The following is a 17,495-nucleotide window of genomic DNA, read 5'->3' as shown; positions in this document are numbered from 1 at the left end:
ATCCGGGGGGCACGCCTCGCACGATCCCACCGGTCTTGCACTCGCTCGATCCGCGTCCTAACCCACCGCTCCCATTACAGAGCGAACAGGACGAGCGATGCGCGCATTCATTTTCCCCGGACAGGGCAGCCAGAAGGTCGGCATGGGCGCAGACCTGGCCGCCGCCAGCCCCCATGCCCGCGAACTGTTCGAGGAAGTCGACGACGCGCTCGGCCAGAAGCTGTTCGCGCTCATGAAGGACGGCCCGGCGGATGAGCTGATGCTCACCGAAAATGCCCAGCCCGCGATCATGGCGCTGTCCCTGGCCGTGCTGCGCGTGCTGGAGAAGGAGGGCGGCGTGAAGCTGGCCGATGTCGCCGGCTGCGTGGCCGGGCATTCGCTGGGCGAATATAGCGCGCTGTGCGCCGCCGGAGCGATCCCGCTGGGCGAAACCGCACGGCTGCTTAAACTGCGCGGGCAGGCGATGCAGCGTGCCGTGCCGGTGGGTGAGGGTGCGATGGCCGCGCTGCTCGGCGCCGATGTCGCCAAAGCCGAAGACCTTGCCGAAGCTGCCGAGGCGGAAGGGGAGATCTGTACCGTCGCGAACGATAATGATCCCACCCAGGTCGTGATTTCCGGCCATAAGGGCGCGATCGAACGGGCGGTGGCCATGGTGAAGGACGACAAGGAGCGCTGGGGCATCAAGCGCGGCGTTCTGCTGCCCGTCTCCGCGCCGTTCCACTGCCCGTTGATGCAGCCCGCTGCCGAGGCGATGGAAAAGGCGCTGGCCGATACCGCGATCACTGCGCCGGACGTGCCGCTCTTTGCCAATGTCACGGCGGAGGCGACGTCGAACCCTGACGTGATCCGCACCCTCCTTGTCGATCAGGTGACGGGCCGCGTGCGCTGGCGCGAAAGCGTCGCCGCCATGCACGACGCGGGCGCAGAGTATTTCGTGGAGATCGGCGGCAAGGTCGTCGGCCCCATGGTCGGCCGCATCGCGCCCGATGCTCAGGTGCTGAGCGTGCAGGGGATGGACGATATCGAGGCGCTGATTAAGGGTATATAGGTTCTCGCGAAGACGCAAAGGCGCGAAGATGTCCGACCTTGAGGCAATTGCTGAAGATGTCGTCGACGCTGCGTTTCATTTGCATCGCGATCTTGGGCCGGGTTTGCTGGAAAGCGTGTATGAAATGATCCTTGCTGCTGAATTGGAACGGCGCGGCCACAGGATTGACCGGCAAAAGCCGGTCGATATCGATTATCGGGGATTGTCGTTCAACGCAGCGTTTCGGATCGACCTGCTGGTCGACAACATTTTACTCATTGAAATCAAATCGGTTGAAAAACTGCATGCGGCGCATGCAAAACAATTGCTGACCTACCTGAAGCTTACCGGACAACCGCTCGGGCTGCTCGTAAATTTTGGTGGCGCGACCCTCAAGGAAGGGCTGCGCCGTATCGTGAACAATTACACGCCCTCCGCGTCTTCGCGACTTCGCGTGAATCAAAAAGGAGAATGACCATGTTCGACCTTAGCGGCATGACCGCCCTTGTAACCGGGGCCAGCGGCGGTATCGGTTCTGCCATCGCCGCCGCGCTCGCCGAGCAGGGCGCGACGATTGCGCTGTCCGGCACGCGGGAGGGCAAGCTGGACGAGGTGCGCGGTACGCTGAAAGGCGATGGCCATGTCAGCCTACCGTGCAACCTGTCCGATGGCGCTGCGGTGGACGCGCTGGTGCCGTCTGCGGTGGAGAAGCTCGGCAAGCTCGATATCCTGGTCAACAATGCCGGCATCACGCGCGATAATCTGGCGATGCGCATGAAGGACGAGGAATGGTCCGATGTGCTGCGCGTCAATTTGGAGGCCGCGTTCCGTCTGTGCCGCGCCGCTGCGCGTCCGATGATGAAGGCGCGCTTCGGGCGCATCGTCTCCATCACCAGCATCGTGGGCGCGACCGGCAATCCGGGGCAGGCCAATTATGCGGCGGCCAAGGCCGGGATGGTCGGCATGTCCAAGGCGCTGGCGCAGGAGCTGGCGAGCCGGGGCATCACCGTCAATTGCGTGGCGCCCGGCTTCATCCGGTCCGACATGACGGACGGTCTGCCCGACGCGCAGAAAAGCGCGCTGCTGACCAAGATTCCCGCAGGCGACCTGGGCGAAGGCGCGGACATTGCCGCTGCCGTCACCTATCTAGCGAGCCGTGAAGCCGGCTATGTCACCGGCGAGACGCTGCACGTCAACGGCGGCATGGCCATGCTGTAACGTGCCAGCATGGACCCCATGCGCGCGCCGAGGCGTTGTCCGTTGTGGCTGCGCAGATCGCGGGGCCTCTTGCGCAGCGGGCAGCGCCCAAGTAGGGCAATCCGTGACACAAGTTTTCAGACCATGAAGGGGCTCATTCCATGAGTGATGATATTGCCGAACGCGTAAAGAAGATCGTAGTCGAACATCTCGGCGTCGAATCCGACAAGGTAACCGAGGATGCGAGCTTCATCGACGATCTGGGCGCGGACAGCCTTGATATCGTCGAGCTCGTGATGGCCTTCGAAGAAGAGTTCAACGTCGAGATTCCTGACGACGCCGCCGAGAAGATCACGACCGTCAAGGACGCGATCGACTACATCCGGAACGTCAAGGCCGCCTGACGGCCGATGGTCGCCGCCTGACGGTGATGCTATCAATGCGGCCCTCCGATCCGGCAACGGGCGGGGGGCCGTTTTAGTTTGCGGCACGCGGGCCATGGCTGCGCGCCGAGTGAATGGGAATGAGGAATAACGCATGCGTCGGATCGTCGTAACGGGGCTTGGGCTGGTCACGCCTTTGGGGGCGGACGTGGAAACCGCGTGGAAAAATATTCTGGCGTCCAAATCCGGCGCGGGAACCATCACGCGCTTCGATGCGACGGACTATAAATGCCGCATCGCATGCGAAGTGAAGCCGGCGGACCATGAATATGGCTTCGATCCGAACCTGCGTGTCGATCACAAGGTGCAGCGCCAGGTCGATCCGTTCATCGTCTACGGCATCGATGCCGCCGGGCAGGCATTGGAAGATGCCGGGCTGACCGACGCGAGCGAGGAAGAGCGCTATCGCATGGGCTGCTCGATCGGATCGGGCATTGGCGGCCTGCCGGGCATCGAGAGCGAATCGCTCGTGCTGGACCGCAAGGGCCCCAGCCGCGTCTCGCCGCACTTCGTCCATGGCCGCCTGATCAATCTGATCTCCGGCCAGGTCTCGATCAAATATGGCCTGATGGGGCCGAACCATGCCGTCGTCACCGCCTGTTCCACGGGCGCCCACTCCATCGGCGATGCCGCGCGCATGATCCGTGATGGCGATGCGGACGTGATGCTGGCGGGCGGCGCGGAAGGCGCGATCTGCCCGATCGGCATTGCCGGCTTTGCGCAGGCGCGCGCACTCAGCACCAATTTCAACGATGCGCCCGAAAAAGGCTCGCGCCCCTATGACAAGGACCGCGACGGCTTCGTGATGGGTGAGGGCGCCGGCGTCGTCTGCCTGGAAGAATATGAGCATGCCAAGGCGCGCGGCGCGAAGATCTATGCCGAGGTGATCGGCTACGGTCTGTCGGGCGATGCCTATCACGTCACCGCCCCGCATCCGGAAGGCTCCGGCGCATTCCGTTCGATGGAAATGGCGCTGAAAAAGTCCGGCCTCAGCCTGGAAGACATCGATTATGTCAACGCGCACGGCACCTCCACGCCGCTGGGCGACGAGCTGGAGCTGGGCGCGGTGCGCCGCCTGTTCGGCGACGATCTGAAGAAAATGTCGATGAGCTCGACCAAGTCCGCCATCGGCCATCTGCTGGGCGGCGCGGGCGCGGTGGAGAGCATCTTCTGCATCCTGGCCATGCGCGACCAGATCGTGCCGCCAACGCTCAATCTCGATCACCCGTCCGAGGGCTGCGAGGGTGTCGATCTGGTGCCGCACGTCGCCAAGGAGCGCGAGGTGCGCGCGGTGCTGAACAACAGCTTTGGCTTCGGCGGCACCAATGCCAGCCTGATCATGACACGGGTCTGATCGTCAGGCAGTCTGTTTCAGGCGAGGACTGAAGGGCTTTTGCTTTTCAGTCCCACTGGATCCAGCTTGCTGACCGGGTGCTTTCGTGGGTCTGGCATGTGCAGGTTCGTGATCGCAAGACCTGCGCGAAACGATAGCCTCTAGGTCGTCGTTCGTGCCCGGCTGACGTTTTGCGAACGGCTCAATTGATGGCCATTTGCGCTTCTGCGTTGCGAGTTTGAACCCTTCTCGATGCGGTCTCCACAGCCCTTCTGCGGGGCCATGGGTGCAGCGGAGATACTGTTCTGGCAGATTCGCGCCCATCTGCCGAAAGCGCCGCCGATGCCACTTAAACAATCCTAAACAGGCCCCGTGGTAGCAAGACGCTCTTCGGAACAATGATGGTAAGCTGATGCGGCGTCACACCGAACCGATCGATGTCTACCGGGCCCTGGTGTCGGCCCTGGCAGATAATGTGCTGCCGACAGCGGCGATCGGGGCAATTTTTGCCGGCATCGGCCTTTATACCTACAGCAAGACCGGCGCCGCTGTTGCGATTGGCATTACCGTCGTCGGCATCATGGCCACCGCCCTCAAGATCTTGCTGATCCGCTTTCATCGGCGCGCGATGGTCGTTCGCCCGTCCTCGGACGCAGCCGTCAAACGGTTCGAACTTGGCCATGCGATCACCACATGGTGCATGGCGGGGCCGGTCGGTGCCCTCTGCGCGCTTTTGTTTTCGCTGCCCGCCCTCCAGTTGCACGTCGTTGGAACCGCGCTGCTATTTGGATATTGCGCGGGCGTCGCCACGCGTATTTCGGCGCGGCCATTGATCGCGATGAGCGCCGTGACCATCGCCGCCGTGCCTGCAATTGCGTCCGCTTTGATATTCCTGCAGGACGCCCGGCTGTTGATCATCGCCGTCTTTGCGCTGTTTCTACTGATCGCCCTGGAGACGATCTGGCATATTTACGGCAATGATCGCCGCCTGATTACCATGCGTCTGCAGATGGCCAATCTGGCCAGGCTCGATCCCCTCACGTCGCTGCAAAACCGTTTGGGATTACGCGAAGCATTCGACGCGCTGCCGCATGGTAACAATGGGCTCATAGCGGTCCACGCCTTCGATCTGGACGGCTTCAAGGCGGTCAACGACCAATTCGGCCATGCCACCGGGGACATTCTGCTGAAAGCCATCGCCGAGAGGCTGCAGCAGCTCGTCGGGCAAAATTATGCGGCCGCCCGCGTCGGCGGGGACGAATTCGTGGTCTTGCAGCCGGTTTCCGACCGCCAGTCCGATGCAGGGGCACTTGCGGGAAACATTCATCGGCAGCTGACAGAACCTTATGATGTCGGCACCGGTCGACCGATCACATTGGGCCTCAGCCTTGGTTTCAGTATTGCCCCGTTGAGCACGGCATCGCTCAACGCCCTGATGCGCGAAGCCGACGCGGCCAGCTATGAGATCAAACGAAATGGTGGCGGTTTCCAGCCCCACCCATCGCCTTCACGCGCTTCCGCCAAGCTTGGCCCATTTGTGGAGCCCAAATAGGGCGGCGCCGATCAGGCTGAGAGGTCGCTCTTCGGCAAAAAACCGACGGAAGCCGGACCGATCGATATCAGAACGCAGACCTGACTGGAAAGCCGACGCGACCGAGTGGCTGCGTTTGGGCGCTGGCGCAACGCCGGCTTGCCAAGATGCTTTGCGCCCTTGCGCATTGCCGCTACAGAATTCCTCATGCGCAAAATCGGTCTCTTTATCCTCGTTCTCGCCATCGGTATCGCGCTCTTCGTGGGCGGCAATTTCGTCTATGGCTGGACCGCCGACGGCCCAGCGCCGAAGGATCTCACGGTCGTCATCAAGGAGGGCTCCACGCTCACCAGAGCGGCCAAGACGCTGGAAGAGGCGGGCGCGATCAAGTCCGCCGAGGCCTTTCTCAACCGGGCGCGCCTGCTGGGCGGCGGCGCGGCGATCAAGGCGGGCGAGTTCTTCATTCCGGCCAAATCCAGCAACAGCGCGGTAATGGACATCTTGCAGGGCGGCGATGTGCTGAACCGGCTCGTCACCATTCCGGAGGGCATGCCGTCCGTCATGGTGCGCGATACGCTGATGGCCGAACCGCTGCTGACCGGTGACGTTCCGGTGCCGCCCGAAGGCTCCGTTCTGCCGGAAAGCTACAGCTTTCAACGCGGCGAGCCGCGTGCGGCGGTGCTGGAGCGCATGCAGGAAGCGATGACCAAGACGATGGCCGAGCTATGGCCCAAGCGCGATCCGAACATCGTGGTCAAGACGCCGCAGGAGGCGCTGGCGCTGGCATCGATCGTGGAGAAGGAAACCGCTTTGTCGGCAGAGCGCACCACGGTGGCCGCCGTCTACTCCAACCGGCTGCGGCAGAACATGATGCTGCAGGCCGATCCCACGATCATCTATCCCATCACCAAGGGCAAGCCGCTCGGCCGCCGCATTCGCCAGTCCGAGATTGCGGATGTGAACGCCTACAACACCTATGCCATGACCGGGCTGCCCCAGGGGCCGATCGCCAATCCTGGGCGCGCGTCGATAGAGGCGGTGCTGCATCCTGCGGACAGCGATGCGCTCTATTTCGTGGCCGATGGCACGGGCGGCCATGTCTTCGCCAGAACGCTGGATGAGCACAACGCCAATGTCGCCAAATGGTATGCCATCCGCCGTCAGCGCGGGGAGATGTAAGTCACTATGACTGAGGAAGCGCCCGCCGCCGCCCCGATCATCGTCACCGCCCTGATGGGAGCGGAGGATTTCGCCTGGGCCAATGGCCTGCGGCAGCGCTACTTTCCTCCCGAGCGCAACTATCTGGATGCGCATGTCACGCTGTTTCACCATCTGCCGCCTGCCTGCGCGCGCGAGATTGCACAGGCGCTGGCCGCTATGGCGGCGGATTACCCGCCGCCCGGAGCGCGGCTGAGCGAGGTCATGCATCTGGGCAAGGGCGTGGCCTATCGCATCGACAGCCCGGAGCTGCTGGCCATGCGGGACGAACTGGCGGACCGATTTCGCGGGCTGCTGACCCCGCAGGATCAGGCGCGCCCGCGCTTGCATGTGACCGTGCAGAACAAGGTGACGCCCAAGGAATCCAAGGCGCTCCATGCCGAGCTTTCGGCCGGGTTCGAGCCGCGCCCTTTTGCCATTACCGGTCTGGCCAGCTTCTATTATCGCGGCGGCCCCTGGGAAGCGATCGGCCGGTACAGCTTTCGCGGGCGCTAGGGTCTAGAGAAGCGCGACGTCTTTCAGGGTGCGCTCACCATCGGCCAGCTCATTGGGATCGGGCATCGCGCCTGCCGCGACCAGCGCACGCCCCTGCGCATAGTCCTTGGTCCGATTGACGCAGTCCAGCGCGATCAGCTGTCCGCCGCGCAGATAGGCGAGGGAAAAGCTGCGCTCGGCAGGATCGCCGCGCAGCACGCATTGATCGAACCCGGTCGACAGGCCCACCGTCTGCAACTTCAGATCATATTGATTGGACCAGAACCAGGGCACCGCGTCATAATCGATCGGGGTGCCGACGATGCTCATCGCCGCCACCTTGGCCATGTCATTGGCGTTTTGCACCGATTCCAGCCGGATATGCGCGCCGTCCGCATAGGGATTGCCATGCGCCGCGCAGTCGCCGATCGCATAGACATCGGGCAGGCTGGTGCGGCACTGGCTGTCGATATCCACACCATTGCCGCCTGCCGCGCCCGCACTGATCAGCGGCCCGACTTCCGGCACGATACCGATGCCGACCACGGCCATGTCCATGGGAATAGCTTCGCCGCTGGTCAGAATGGCCGCCACCGCGCGTCCGCGCTCATCCGTTTCGAACATCTCCAGCGTGGAATCCAGCCGCAGATCGACGCCTTGCGCGCGATGCTCGGCCTCGTAAAAGCGGGACAGGAGCGGGCCGGCCACGCGCGCCAGCACACGGTCCAGCGATTCCAGCACGGTCACTTGCTTGCCCAGCTTGCGCATCACCGCCGCCGTTTCCAGGCCGATATAGCCGCCGCCGACGATCACGATACGCTCGGCCGCGCCGAGATCCTGCCGAATAACGTCGACATCGCGCTTGCGGCGGATGGCGTGGACATTGGCGGCTTGTGCGCCCGGGCAGGGCAGCATGCGCGGGCTGCCACCGGCGGCCCAGATCAGCTTGTCGAAACCCACCGTCCGGTCATCGGCCAGCCGCAGCGTGCGATCCATGGAATCGATGCTGGCCACGCGCGCGCCACCATGAAACGCGATATGGCGCTCCGCCCAGAAGGCTTCGGGCCGCAGCATGATGCGTTCGAACGGCTTGTCGCCGGCAAGATATTCCTTGCTGAGCGGTGGCCGCTCATAGGGGAGGGCGCGTTCATCCCCGAGCAGCGCAATCGTACCTTCGAACTTGGCCTGCCGAAGATTGATGGCCGCCTGCGCACCGGCATGCCCAGCGCCGACGATGACGATATCGTAGCGCTCTTGAAGTGTATCGCTGTCCATGGCGCCGGTGATGCAGCGCGCAGCCATATGTTGCAAGACCTGGCTTGACCGCGCCCGCGATGGACACAGAAACGCCCGCGACCGTTGCCGATCGCGGGCGAAAAAGTAGCTATCCGGACTGGATCAGTCGAACTGTGCTTCCAGACGATCGGTCAGACGCTCGCCTTCGCTGATTTCGCGGTGCGCAGCCTCGATCACGGCGCGGGTTTCCGGCGTGAAGGACTTGTCTTCCAGGGCCTCGCGGAATTTCTTCTCGATATAATCCTCGCCCTCTTCCACACGTTCGGCAGCGCGCTCATTGGAATCGCCAAAGGCATCGGCAAGCGAGGTGAACGCGCGGTGCGCCGCACCCAGCGTGCTGCCGTCGGTCCGGGCCGTGCCGCCCAGGCGCTGAATTTCCGCATTGAGCGTGGCGACCGTCTGGCGGCGCTTGCCGGCCTGTTCGATCAGGGTGGTCTTGAGACCGCTGTTGGTCGCCTTTTCGGCGGCCTTTTCATATCCGATTGCGCTGTCGAACGCGGTGTCGGTGAGGGTTTCTAGCGTTTTGAGACCGTCTGCCATGATATTGAACTCCATACTTGTTGAGCTGATGAAACGTGGGCGCGGGGCAATGGGTGCCGGGCAAACAAAGGTTATGTCGCACGCCCGGCACGCGCCGCCGTAACCGCCACCCTTTCAGATCGTCGGGCACCATTCCGCCCTGCCGGATGCTGGCCGAACATGGGCCTTCAGGTGACAGCGCTATTGCCATGGCGCGAACGATGCTTAGTCCAGTGGCCATGCCGCATGCGTTCCCCACATTCTGCAAGCTTTCCTGCTGCCTTCTGCTCATGAGTTGCGCTGCCGACAAGGAAAGGGACGCAGGCGAAGAGGCGGTGACGGTGACCGCGCAGGCGGTGTCCTATCTTCCAGAGCAACGCCAGATCGAAGCGATCGGAACCGCGCGCGCGCAGGATTCGGCGGAGCTGTTCGCACGCAGCGACGGCATCGTCACGGCGGTGCTGTTCGACGGCGGCGATTATGTGCGCGAAGGCGCGCCGCTGGTTAGACTGGAATCGCGCGAGGAGCAGCTGGCCGTCGATCTGGCGCAGAATGCCGTGCGTGAGGCGGAGCAGTTGCTGGGGCGGTATCGCCGGATCGAGGATACCGGCGCCCTGTCGGACAGCCAGATCGAGCAGGGCGAAACCGCGCTGGTCTCCGCGCAGATTCAGCTGCGGCAGGCCAAGCTGGCGCTCGATCAACGCACGGTGCGCGCGCCCTTTTCGGGCAATATCGGATTTACCGAAGCGGATGTGGGCGACCGGGTGACGACCAGCACCCTGATTGCACAGCTCGATCGCCGGTCCACCCTGTTCGTGGATTTCCAGGCACCGGAGAGCGTGTACGACGCGATGACGCCGGGCCGCGCGGTCAGCATCACCCCCTATTCGATGCCGGACCGCACTTTTGAGGCCGAGGTGCGCGATCGCAACACCATCATTTCCAGCGATGAGCGCAATTTCACCGTGCGCGCCCGCGTGCCCAATGCCGGCGATACGCTGCGCCCGGGCATGAGCTTTCGCATCAATCTGGATCTGGAAGGGCGCGCAATGCCCGCCGTGCCGGAAGAGGCCATTATCTGGGGCAGCGAAGGCGCGCATCTGTTCCGCGTGGACAATGGCACCGCGCGGCGCGTGCCGTTGACCATTCTGTCGCGCCGGCAGGGAATGGCGCTGGTCGACGCGGCCTTGCCGCGCGGCGCCACCATCATTGCGCAAGGGGCGCAGAAGGTGCGGGACGGCAGCAAGGTTCGCGTGATTAGCCGGGACCGCGCCAAGCCTATCGATGCGCAGCTGACTAAGACCGGTCCAGGGGCCGGTTCTGGGGCCGGCCCCGCGCGCGCCGCACCTGCGCGCTGATGGAGGAAAAGTCCGATCTTCCCATGCTGGCGGTCAAGCGGCCGCTGCTGATCGCCGTGCTCAACTTGCTGATCGTGATCGCGGGTCTGGCGGCGCTGTTCGGCATCGAAGTGCGCGAGCTGCCCGATATCGATCGACCGGTCGTGTCGGTAACCGCCAATTTCCCCGGCGCGGCGCCCGAAACCATGGACAGCGAGGTCACCTCCATTTTGGAAGACGCCGCCGCCCGCGTGACCGGGGTGCGCGAAATCCGGTCGTCCAGCGAGGAAAACAACAGCCGTATCCGCGTGGAATTCTATCCCGGCACCGATCTGGATACCGCGGCCAGCGATGTACGCGAAGCGGTGAGCCGCGTGCAGCGCGACCTGCCGGACCGCGTCGAGCAGCTGCGGGTGGTCAAGGCCGATAACGATGCGCAGCCGATCATGCGTCTGGCCATATCCAGCCGCGTCCATGACGAGGCCGAGCTGACCCGCATCATCGACAATGATATCGTGCCCGAACTGCTGGCCGCGGACGGCGTGGCCAGCATCGATCAGTTCGGTGCGCGGATCCGGCAGATGCGTGTGGCGATCGATCCGATCCGCCTCAACCGCTATGGCCTGACGATCGCCGATGTGTCCGAAGCGCTGCAGAGCGCGCCGTTCGATGTACCAGTTGGCAGCTTTCGCTCCGAAGCGCAGGAGCTGGTCGTGCGGGCCGAGGCGAATGCCGCAACGCCCGCGCTGATCAAGAATGTCGCGATCAACGCCAATACCCGCATCGGCGACGTGGCCGAGGTCTATTTCGCGCCCGCCGATGCCACCAATTTCGTGCGGTTGAACGGCGAGCAGATCATTGGGCTGGGCGTGGTGCGGCAGGCCAGCAGCAACACCATCGAGATATCGGACGCGGTCAATGCGTCGGTCGATAGGCTCAACGGGCGGTTCGACGATCTGAAGATTTCCGTCATCTCCGACGATGCCGAGTTCATCCGCGTCTCGGTGGAGGAGGTGCTGATCACGCTGGGCTTCACCATCGCCATCGTGATCCTGACCATCCTGCTTTTCTTCCGCCAATGGAAGGCGACCATCATTCCCAGCGCCACCATCCCGGTTGCACTGATCGGCGTGCTGGCGGGCATCTGGCTCCTGGGCTTTTCGATCAATCTGCTCACCCTCCTGGCGCTGGTGCTGGCCACCGGGCTGATTGTCGATGACGCCATCGTGGTGCTGGAAAATGCGCAGCGATTGCAGGGCAAGGGGCTGGGCCGCAAGGCGGCAGCGGTCATCGGCACGCGGCAGGTCTTCTTCGCGGTGATCGCCACCACGGCGGTGCTGGTATCGGTGTTCGTGCCGATCAGCTTTCTGCCGTCCGAGGCCGGGCGACTGTTCCGCGAATTCGGCTTTGTGCTTGCGCTGTCGGTGATTATTTCCTCCTTCGTCGCCCTGTCGCTTGTGCCCGCACTGGCTGCCCGGCTGCATCTGGTGCCGCAGGAGCAGGAAGATGGAACGAAGCAGGAGGAAGGCGCCATCTCGCGCCGTCTGGGCGCGTGGGGTGGATGGCTGAACGCGCGTTACGAGCGCATCCTGAACCACTGTCTGGACAGGCCGAAACTCACTTTGGGCGTCGCGGTGCTGGCGGCGGGCGCGGCGGCGCTCCTTTACGGCACGCTCGACAATGAACTGGTGCCGGACGAGGACCGGGGCAGCATCATCGTCGATGCCAGCGGGCCGGACGGCGTGGGCATCGATTTCATGCAGGGTGAGATGGATGAGATCGAACAGGTGTTGCAGCCGCTGATCGACAGCGGGGAGATCGTCTCCAGCTTCTCGATCGTCGGGCGATATGATCCCAACCGTATCCGGGTCGATGCGACGCTGGCCGACTGGAGCCAGCGCGACCGCAGCCAGCGCGAGATCGTGGATTCGCTGCGCGATCCGCTGAAGGAGATCCCCGGATCGCGCGCCAGCGCGCGCGGCCAGAGTTCGCTGAATGTCGGCGGCGGGGGCGGGGACCGCATCGAGGTGGCGCTGACCGGCAGCAATTATGACCGTATCTATCGCTCCGCGCTCAAACTGTCCGAGGCGATCGACACCCGTTCCGATATTCTGTCGCAGAGCGAAATCAGCTATCAGCCGACCCAGCCGCAGCTATCCGTGCAGATCGATCGCGAGCGCGCCGCCGATCTCGGCATCGATCTGGATGATCTGGCGGCCACCCTGCGCGCCATGGTCGGCGGGGACGAGGTGGTGGATCTGAATGTCGACGATCAGGCGATCCCGATCCTCTTGTCCTCGGAAACCGTATCGGTCGCCAACCCGGCCGATCTGGGCAATCTGTTCGTGCGGACCCAAAGTGGCGGATTGGTGCCGCTGTCCACCGTCGCCAGCATCCGCGAGGAAGGCATCGCGGCCGAGCTGGACCGCACCGAGCAGCGCCGCGCGATCGAGGTGCAGGCCGATATCGATCCGGACGTGACCCTGGCCGATGCGGTGACGGAGATCGAGCGATTGACCGACCAAAGCGTGGCCGAGGATATCGACATGATCCTGCAGGGCGATGCGCAGACGCTGGAGGAAACGTCGAGCGATCTGCTGCTCACCTATATCTTTGCTTTCGTCATCGTGTTTCTGGTGCTGGTGGCGCAGTTCGAAAGCCTGACGAGCGCGCTGGTGGTGCTGCTGACCGTGCCGTTCGCGCTGGCGGCGGCGGTCTTTGCGCTTTCCCTGTCCGGCATATCGCTCAACATCTATTCGCAGATCGGGCTGGTCATGCTGATCGGCCTGATGGCCAAGAACGGCATTCTGATCGTGGAATTCGCCGACCAGCTGCGGCTGGAGGGCCGCAGTCTGCGGCAAGCCACCCAGGAAGCCGCCGCCATCCGTCTGCGCCCGATCGCGATGACGCTCATCTCCACCGTGGTCGGCGCGGTGCCGCTGATCATCGCCAGCGGGGCAGGGGCGGAAGCGCGGCAATCCATCGGCTGGGTCATCTTCGGCGGGCTGGGTCTGGCGGGGCTGTTCACCTTGTTCCTGACGCCGGTGATCTATCTTCTGATCGCGCAGTTCAGCAAACCGCAGACGCAGGACCTGTCCCGCTTGCGTGAGGAACTGGCCGAAGCGCGGGAGGACGGGATGCTGCCGGGCGCGGGGGCACCGGCATGAGGATGGCGCGCTTTCTTCTACCGGCCCCGCTATGCCTGCTGGCCGCCTGTGCCACGCCGCAGTCGCCAGCCCCGGCGGCAGCGCAGACCGCCTTGTCGGCAGATTTTTCGGCGGCCTACCGTCCGTCGCCGGGCGAGGCGGAGCTGTGGTGGCGGGGCTTTGGCGACCGGGAACTCAACCGTCTGGTCGATCGTGCGCTGGCGCAAAATCTGGATATCGCGGCGACCCGGCAAAGGCTGATGGCCGCCCGCGCGCTGCTCGACGCGGAACGCAGCGACCGATTGCCGCAGCTGGACGGTTTTGCCGAGGCAGGCGCCGATGGCGGCTTTCGCGGCAACAACAATGATCTGCGCGCTGCAGCGGGTCTGGCGGGGTCGTTCAATCCGGACATCAATGGCCGGCTGTCGGCGGAGATTGCGCAGCAGCTCGCGCGAACGCAGGGCGCGGCCTATCAGCTGGCCGACGCGCGCCGCCTGATCGCCGCCTCCGTGGCGCTGACCTATATCGAACTCAAGCGCAGCGAGGAACGGCTCGATCTGCTCGCCCAGTCCAGCGCGCTGCAGGAACGCACGCTCAACATCGTCACGCTGCGTTACGAGGCGGGGTTGTCCGCCAATCTGGACGTGCGCCGCGCCGCCGCCGATCTGGCGCGCACGCAGGCGCAGCGCGGCCTGATCGATCTGGCACGGGCCGATGCGCTGAACAGTCTGGCCGTCCTGATCGGCGAACCGGCCTCCACCGGGATCAGCTTGCCGGACGATGATGGCGGTATCCCCGAATATGCCGGTGGCCCGCCGCGGGGGGTGCCGACGGATCTGGTGCGCCGCCGCCCCGATCTTCTGGTTGCCGAGGCCAATCTTGCCGCGGCAGGCGCCGCCGTGGGGATCGAGCGCGCCGATCTTTATCCCAGCCTGGTCATTCCGGGGCAGATCGGCTTCGACGCCTTGGGGTCGGTCAGCATTGTCTCTTCGATTATCGCCACGCTGACCGCCGTTCTGGATATACCGCTGATCGATGGCGGTCGCCGCCGCGCGGAAGTTCGCTCTGCCGAAGCCTTGGCCGAGGCCAGCCTGTATGATTATCGTCAGCTGCTGCTGCAGATACTGGCCGAGGTCGAGACCTCGCTGGTTGCGATTCAAAGCTATGAGGAACGTCTGGACGCGCTGGCCGGTGCGATCGACCAGAGCGAGGTGGCGTTCAATCAATCCAACGCCTTGTACCGCGAAGGCCTGACATCCCTGTTCGAAGTGCTCGATGTGCAGCGCCAGCTGATCTCCAGCCGCCAGGATTATGTCGATGCGCAGGCCGATCTGGCGAGCGCCATCATCCGCATGTACCGCGCCGTCGGTGCGCCCAACATGCCGGAAGCGCCGCCGATCACCGCGGACTGAGCAGCGCGTCCACGGCACGCTGACGACACTCACCGTGCGGCGCCCGGCATGCGGCACGCTTCGTGCCGCGCGTTGGCATCGGTGAACTGGGCGAAACTATCTGATCGGATGGAACGTAAGGTTCATCGGGGTCAATGCCGACGGGCATGGCCGGCGGGCCGGCCGCCGACCCTCATAAACGATTATTAACGACCTGAGGCGCATGCATGCATGCATCGACGGCAAGAACTATGGAATATGATAACGACGTGGCTGATCTGAAAAATTTGCCGTTTGACCAAAGCATGATGCTGGATGCCCTGCCGACCGGCGTGGCTTTACTGGATGGCGCCAATCGGATCATCAATGCCAATGCGAGCTTCTGGGCGGCCGTGGATGCGGACCAGGGCGCTGCTTGCACCTTTCACGATCTTTTCTCCCTCGAGCCGGACCTGTTCTTTGGCAAGGGCGAGACGATCATGCTTGGCGAGAAACATTATTCGCTCGTGGTTCGCCCGCTCGCCGGTGCGGGCGCCGTCTGTCATCTGCATGAGGTGACAGAATGGATCGAGGGGCAGAACCGGGCACATGCCTCGTCCAACTTCGATATATTGACCGGACTGGGCAATCGCGGATCCTTTCTTCCAGAGCTTGAGCGCGCCTTCGAGAGCAGGACGCAATCGGCTTTGATCATGGTCGATCTGGATCACTTCAAGACGGTCAACGACACCCTGGGCCACCCGGTTGGCGATACGCTTTTGCGCAAGGTATCGGAGCGGCTGACATCGGCCCTGCGCAAATCCGACCGTGTGGCACGGTTCGGCGGCGATGAATTCGTGGTGCTGCAATGCGACGCCGAGCAGCCGTTCGGCGCCGAAATGCTCGCCAAGCGCCTGGTCGAACTGATCGGCCGCCCTTATGTGATCGATGGCCATATGATCGACATCGGTGCCAGCGTCGGCGTGGCGCTGCGCGGCGAGGCGGAGGATGCGATCGGCCTGATGAAACAGGCGGATATAGCCCTGTACCGGGCCAAGCGCGCTGGCCGCGGTCAATATTGCTTCTTCGAACCATCGATGGACGCCGCCATGCAGGAACGCCGCGCGCTGGAGGTGGATTTGCGCCGTGCGCTCGCCTTTCGGCAGTTCGAGCTTTATTATCAGCCGCAGATGGACCTGAAGACGCGCACGGTGACTGGCATGGAGGCCCTGATTCGCTGGCGCCATCCGGAACGCGGGATCGTCACTCCCGCCCAATTCATTCCCATAGCCGAGGAGACGGGGCTGATCATCCCGATCGGTGAATGGGTCATTCGCCAGGCCTGCGAACATGCCGCCAGCTGGAGCACGGCGATCCCCGTTGCCGTCAATGTATCGGCCAAGCAACTGGCAAGCGGCAAGCTGACCAACACGGTGCTCAACGCGCTCGCCAGCAGCGGTCTACCGCCGGAACGGTTCGAAATGGAGATCACCGAAAGCGTACTGATGTCCGACGTCGAGGGATGTGTGGCCACGCTGTACGCGCTGCGCGAACTCGGCATCAAGATTTCGATGGACGATTTCGGGACCGGTTATTCCTCGCTGAGCTACCTTCAAAGCTTTCCATTTCACACGATCAAGATTGACCAGAGCTTCATCCGCTCGATGGACCCGATCAAGAGCAAGGGCATTATCAGCGCGATCACCGCGATCGGCAGCCATCTGGGCATGACGACCATCGCGGAAGGCGTGGAGACGGCCGCGCAGCTCGATCAGGCGACCGAGAGCGGCTGCGGTTCGGCGCAGGGATATCTGTTCAGTCGCCCTGTTCCCGCTGACGAGATTTCGTCCATGCTGGAGCGGCTGGCGACGACGCCCGTGGGGCTGGACGACATTCTGGGCGATCCGGAACCGGCAGAGGCGCGTCCGATCGTGGCAACGGATCTGTATCGTCTTGTCTATTATAGTCGCAACATGGTGATGGGCCTGGACGAGGAGGTGCGCAGCACGGTCGATCAGATTCTGGCGACATCGCAGCGCAACAATGCGGCCGCCGGTATCACCGGCGCCCTGATGTTCACCGATGGTCTGTTCGCGCAGGTTCTGGAAGGCGGCCAGGCGGCCATCGAGACCGTATTCGAACATATCCAGCGCGACGAGCGGCATGGCGAGGTTCAGTTGCTGTCCTTCGGTCCGGTCGAAACGCGCGTCTTTCCGGGCTGGGCCATGGCATTTGTTGGCCAGAACGAAGCGTCGGCGGAAAAATTCGGTCATTATGCGGCCGACAGCGGCTTCGATTTCGCCGCTGCCGACGGCGACGCCATCACGTCCCAGCTTCGCGCGCTGTTATGCGACGAGGAAAGCCTGTCGGTCCGCGCGGCAGCCTGAACCGCGACCACTCCGTTCGGGCAGGCTATCGGCCTATGGCGTGAGGTCCTGCATGCCCTTTTCGCCTGCTCCGGCCACCGCTTTCCAGCATCCAGGATCAAGGCGTCAGCGGCTGTGCCGATCAGGCATATAATCGACAAAGCCGCGCATTTGGGCAACGAATAAGCGGGTCAGCCATTGCATGGGCGACGCCGGAGCTCTCCGGCCATTCTCCATG

At 63.6% G+C, this 17,495-nt stretch carries 14 protein-coding genes; 12 read left to right on the top strand and 2 right to left on the bottom strand.

Translation table 11 applies throughout. From position 1 onward, the window contains the following. The first annotated feature begins 97 nt into the window (after nt 1-97). The 8 genes from fabD (at nt 98) to G410_RS0104790 (ending at nt 7,244) form a co-directional block, all read left to right on the top strand. Complete coding sequence (gene fabD, locus G410_RS0104825; protein ID WP_022672521.1) at nt 98-1,048, top strand: ACP S-malonyltransferase; 951 nt, start codon at nt 98-100, stop codon at nt 1,046-1,048. Between the two features lie 28 nt (nt 1,049-1,076). Further along, nucleotides 1,077-1,502, top strand: coding sequence for a GxxExxY protein (locus tag G410_RS0104820; protein ID WP_022672520.1), 426 nt, complete (start codon nt 1,077-1,079; stop codon nt 1,500-1,502). A gap of 2 nt (nt 1,503-1,504) precedes the next feature. Further along, a complete protein-coding gene (fabG, locus tag G410_RS0104815) occupies nt 1,505-2,245 on the top strand; it encodes a 3-oxoacyl-ACP reductase FabG (RefSeq protein WP_022672519.1) in 741 nt (246 codons plus the stop codon). Between the two features lie 140 nt (nt 2,246-2,385). Next, nucleotides 2,386-2,628 (top strand): acyl carrier protein, encoded by a 243-nt coding sequence (locus G410_RS0104810; RefSeq protein ID WP_022672518.1) that lies wholly within the window; start codon nt 2,386-2,388, stop codon nt 2,626-2,628. Between the two features lie 133 nt (nt 2,629-2,761). Next, complete coding sequence (gene fabF / locus G410_RS0104805) at nt 2,762-4,021, top strand: beta-ketoacyl-ACP synthase II (RefSeq protein WP_022672517.1); 1,260 nt, start codon at nt 2,762-2,764, stop codon at nt 4,019-4,021. A gap of 391 nt (nt 4,022-4,412) precedes the next feature. Next, nucleotides 4,413-5,552, top strand: a complete 1,140-nt coding sequence (locus tag G410_RS18370; protein WP_022672516.1) for a GGDEF domain-containing protein — start codon at nt 4,413-4,415, stop codon at nt 5,550-5,552. A 186-nt stretch (nt 5,553-5,738) separates the two neighbouring features. Beyond that, nucleotides 5,739-6,710, top strand: coding sequence for an endolytic transglycosylase MltG (gene mltG / locus G410_RS0104795; RefSeq protein ID WP_028971076.1), 972 nt, complete (start codon nt 5,739-5,741; stop codon nt 6,708-6,710). A gap of 6 nt (nt 6,711-6,716) precedes the next feature. After that, the gene (locus G410_RS0104790; RefSeq protein ID WP_022672514.1) at nt 6,717-7,244 is read left to right on the top strand and encodes a 2'-5' RNA ligase family protein; all 528 of its coding nucleotides are present in this window, start codon (nt 6,717-6,719) and stop codon (nt 7,242-7,244) included. A 3-nt stretch (nt 7,245-7,247) separates the two neighbouring features. Here the strand turns inward: G410_RS0104790 and G410_RS0104785 are convergent, their stop codons facing one another. Beyond that, complete coding sequence (locus G410_RS0104785; protein WP_022672513.1) at nt 7,248-8,525, bottom strand: NAD(P)/FAD-dependent oxidoreductase; 1,278 nt, start codon at nt 8,523-8,525, stop codon at nt 7,248-7,250. A gap of 96 nt (nt 8,526-8,621) precedes the next feature. Then, nucleotides 8,622-9,059, bottom strand: coding sequence for a ferritin-like domain-containing protein (locus G410_RS0104780; RefSeq protein ID WP_028971074.1), 438 nt, complete (start codon nt 9,057-9,059; stop codon nt 8,622-8,624). A gap of 269 nt (nt 9,060-9,328) precedes the next feature. On the opposite strand from G410_RS0104780, the gene G410_RS15665 reads away from it, so the two are divergent. The 4 genes from G410_RS15665 (at nt 9,329) to G410_RS17320 (ending at nt 17,278) form a co-directional block, all read left to right on the top strand. Continuing rightward, nucleotides 9,329-10,396 (top strand): efflux RND transporter periplasmic adaptor subunit, encoded by a 1,068-nt coding sequence (locus G410_RS15665; RefSeq protein WP_245559299.1) that lies wholly within the window; start codon nt 9,329-9,331, stop codon nt 10,394-10,396. Further along, nucleotides 10,396-13,542, top strand: a complete 3,147-nt coding sequence (locus G410_RS0104770) for an efflux RND transporter permease subunit (protein WP_022672510.1) — start codon at nt 10,396-10,398, stop codon at nt 13,540-13,542. The genes G410_RS15665 and G410_RS0104770 overlap by 1 nt, the downstream gene beginning before the upstream one ends. A 2-nt stretch (nt 13,543-13,544) precedes the next feature. Next, nucleotides 13,545-14,933: a TolC family protein gene (locus G410_RS15660; RefSeq protein WP_156851858.1), complete on the top strand. Its 1,389-nt coding sequence runs from the start codon at nt 13,545-13,547 to the stop codon at nt 14,931-14,933. A 248-nt stretch (nt 14,934-15,181) separates the two neighbouring features. Further along, on the top strand, nt 15,182-17,278 hold the full coding sequence (locus G410_RS17320; RefSeq protein ID WP_211214994.1) for an EAL domain-containing protein: 2,097 nt from the start codon (nt 15,182-15,184) through the stop codon (nt 17,276-17,278). Nucleotides 17,279-17,495: the final 217 nt, after the last annotated feature.

The sequence above is a fragment of the Novosphingopyxis baekryungensis DSM 16222 genome (assembly GCF_000420305.1).
Taxonomy (GTDB): Bacteria; Pseudomonadota; Alphaproteobacteria; order Sphingomonadales; family Sphingomonadaceae; genus Novosphingopyxis; species Novosphingopyxis baekryungensis.
Note: the sequence above shows the minus strand (reverse complement) of the source record. Positions and strands in the feature narration are given on the sequence as shown.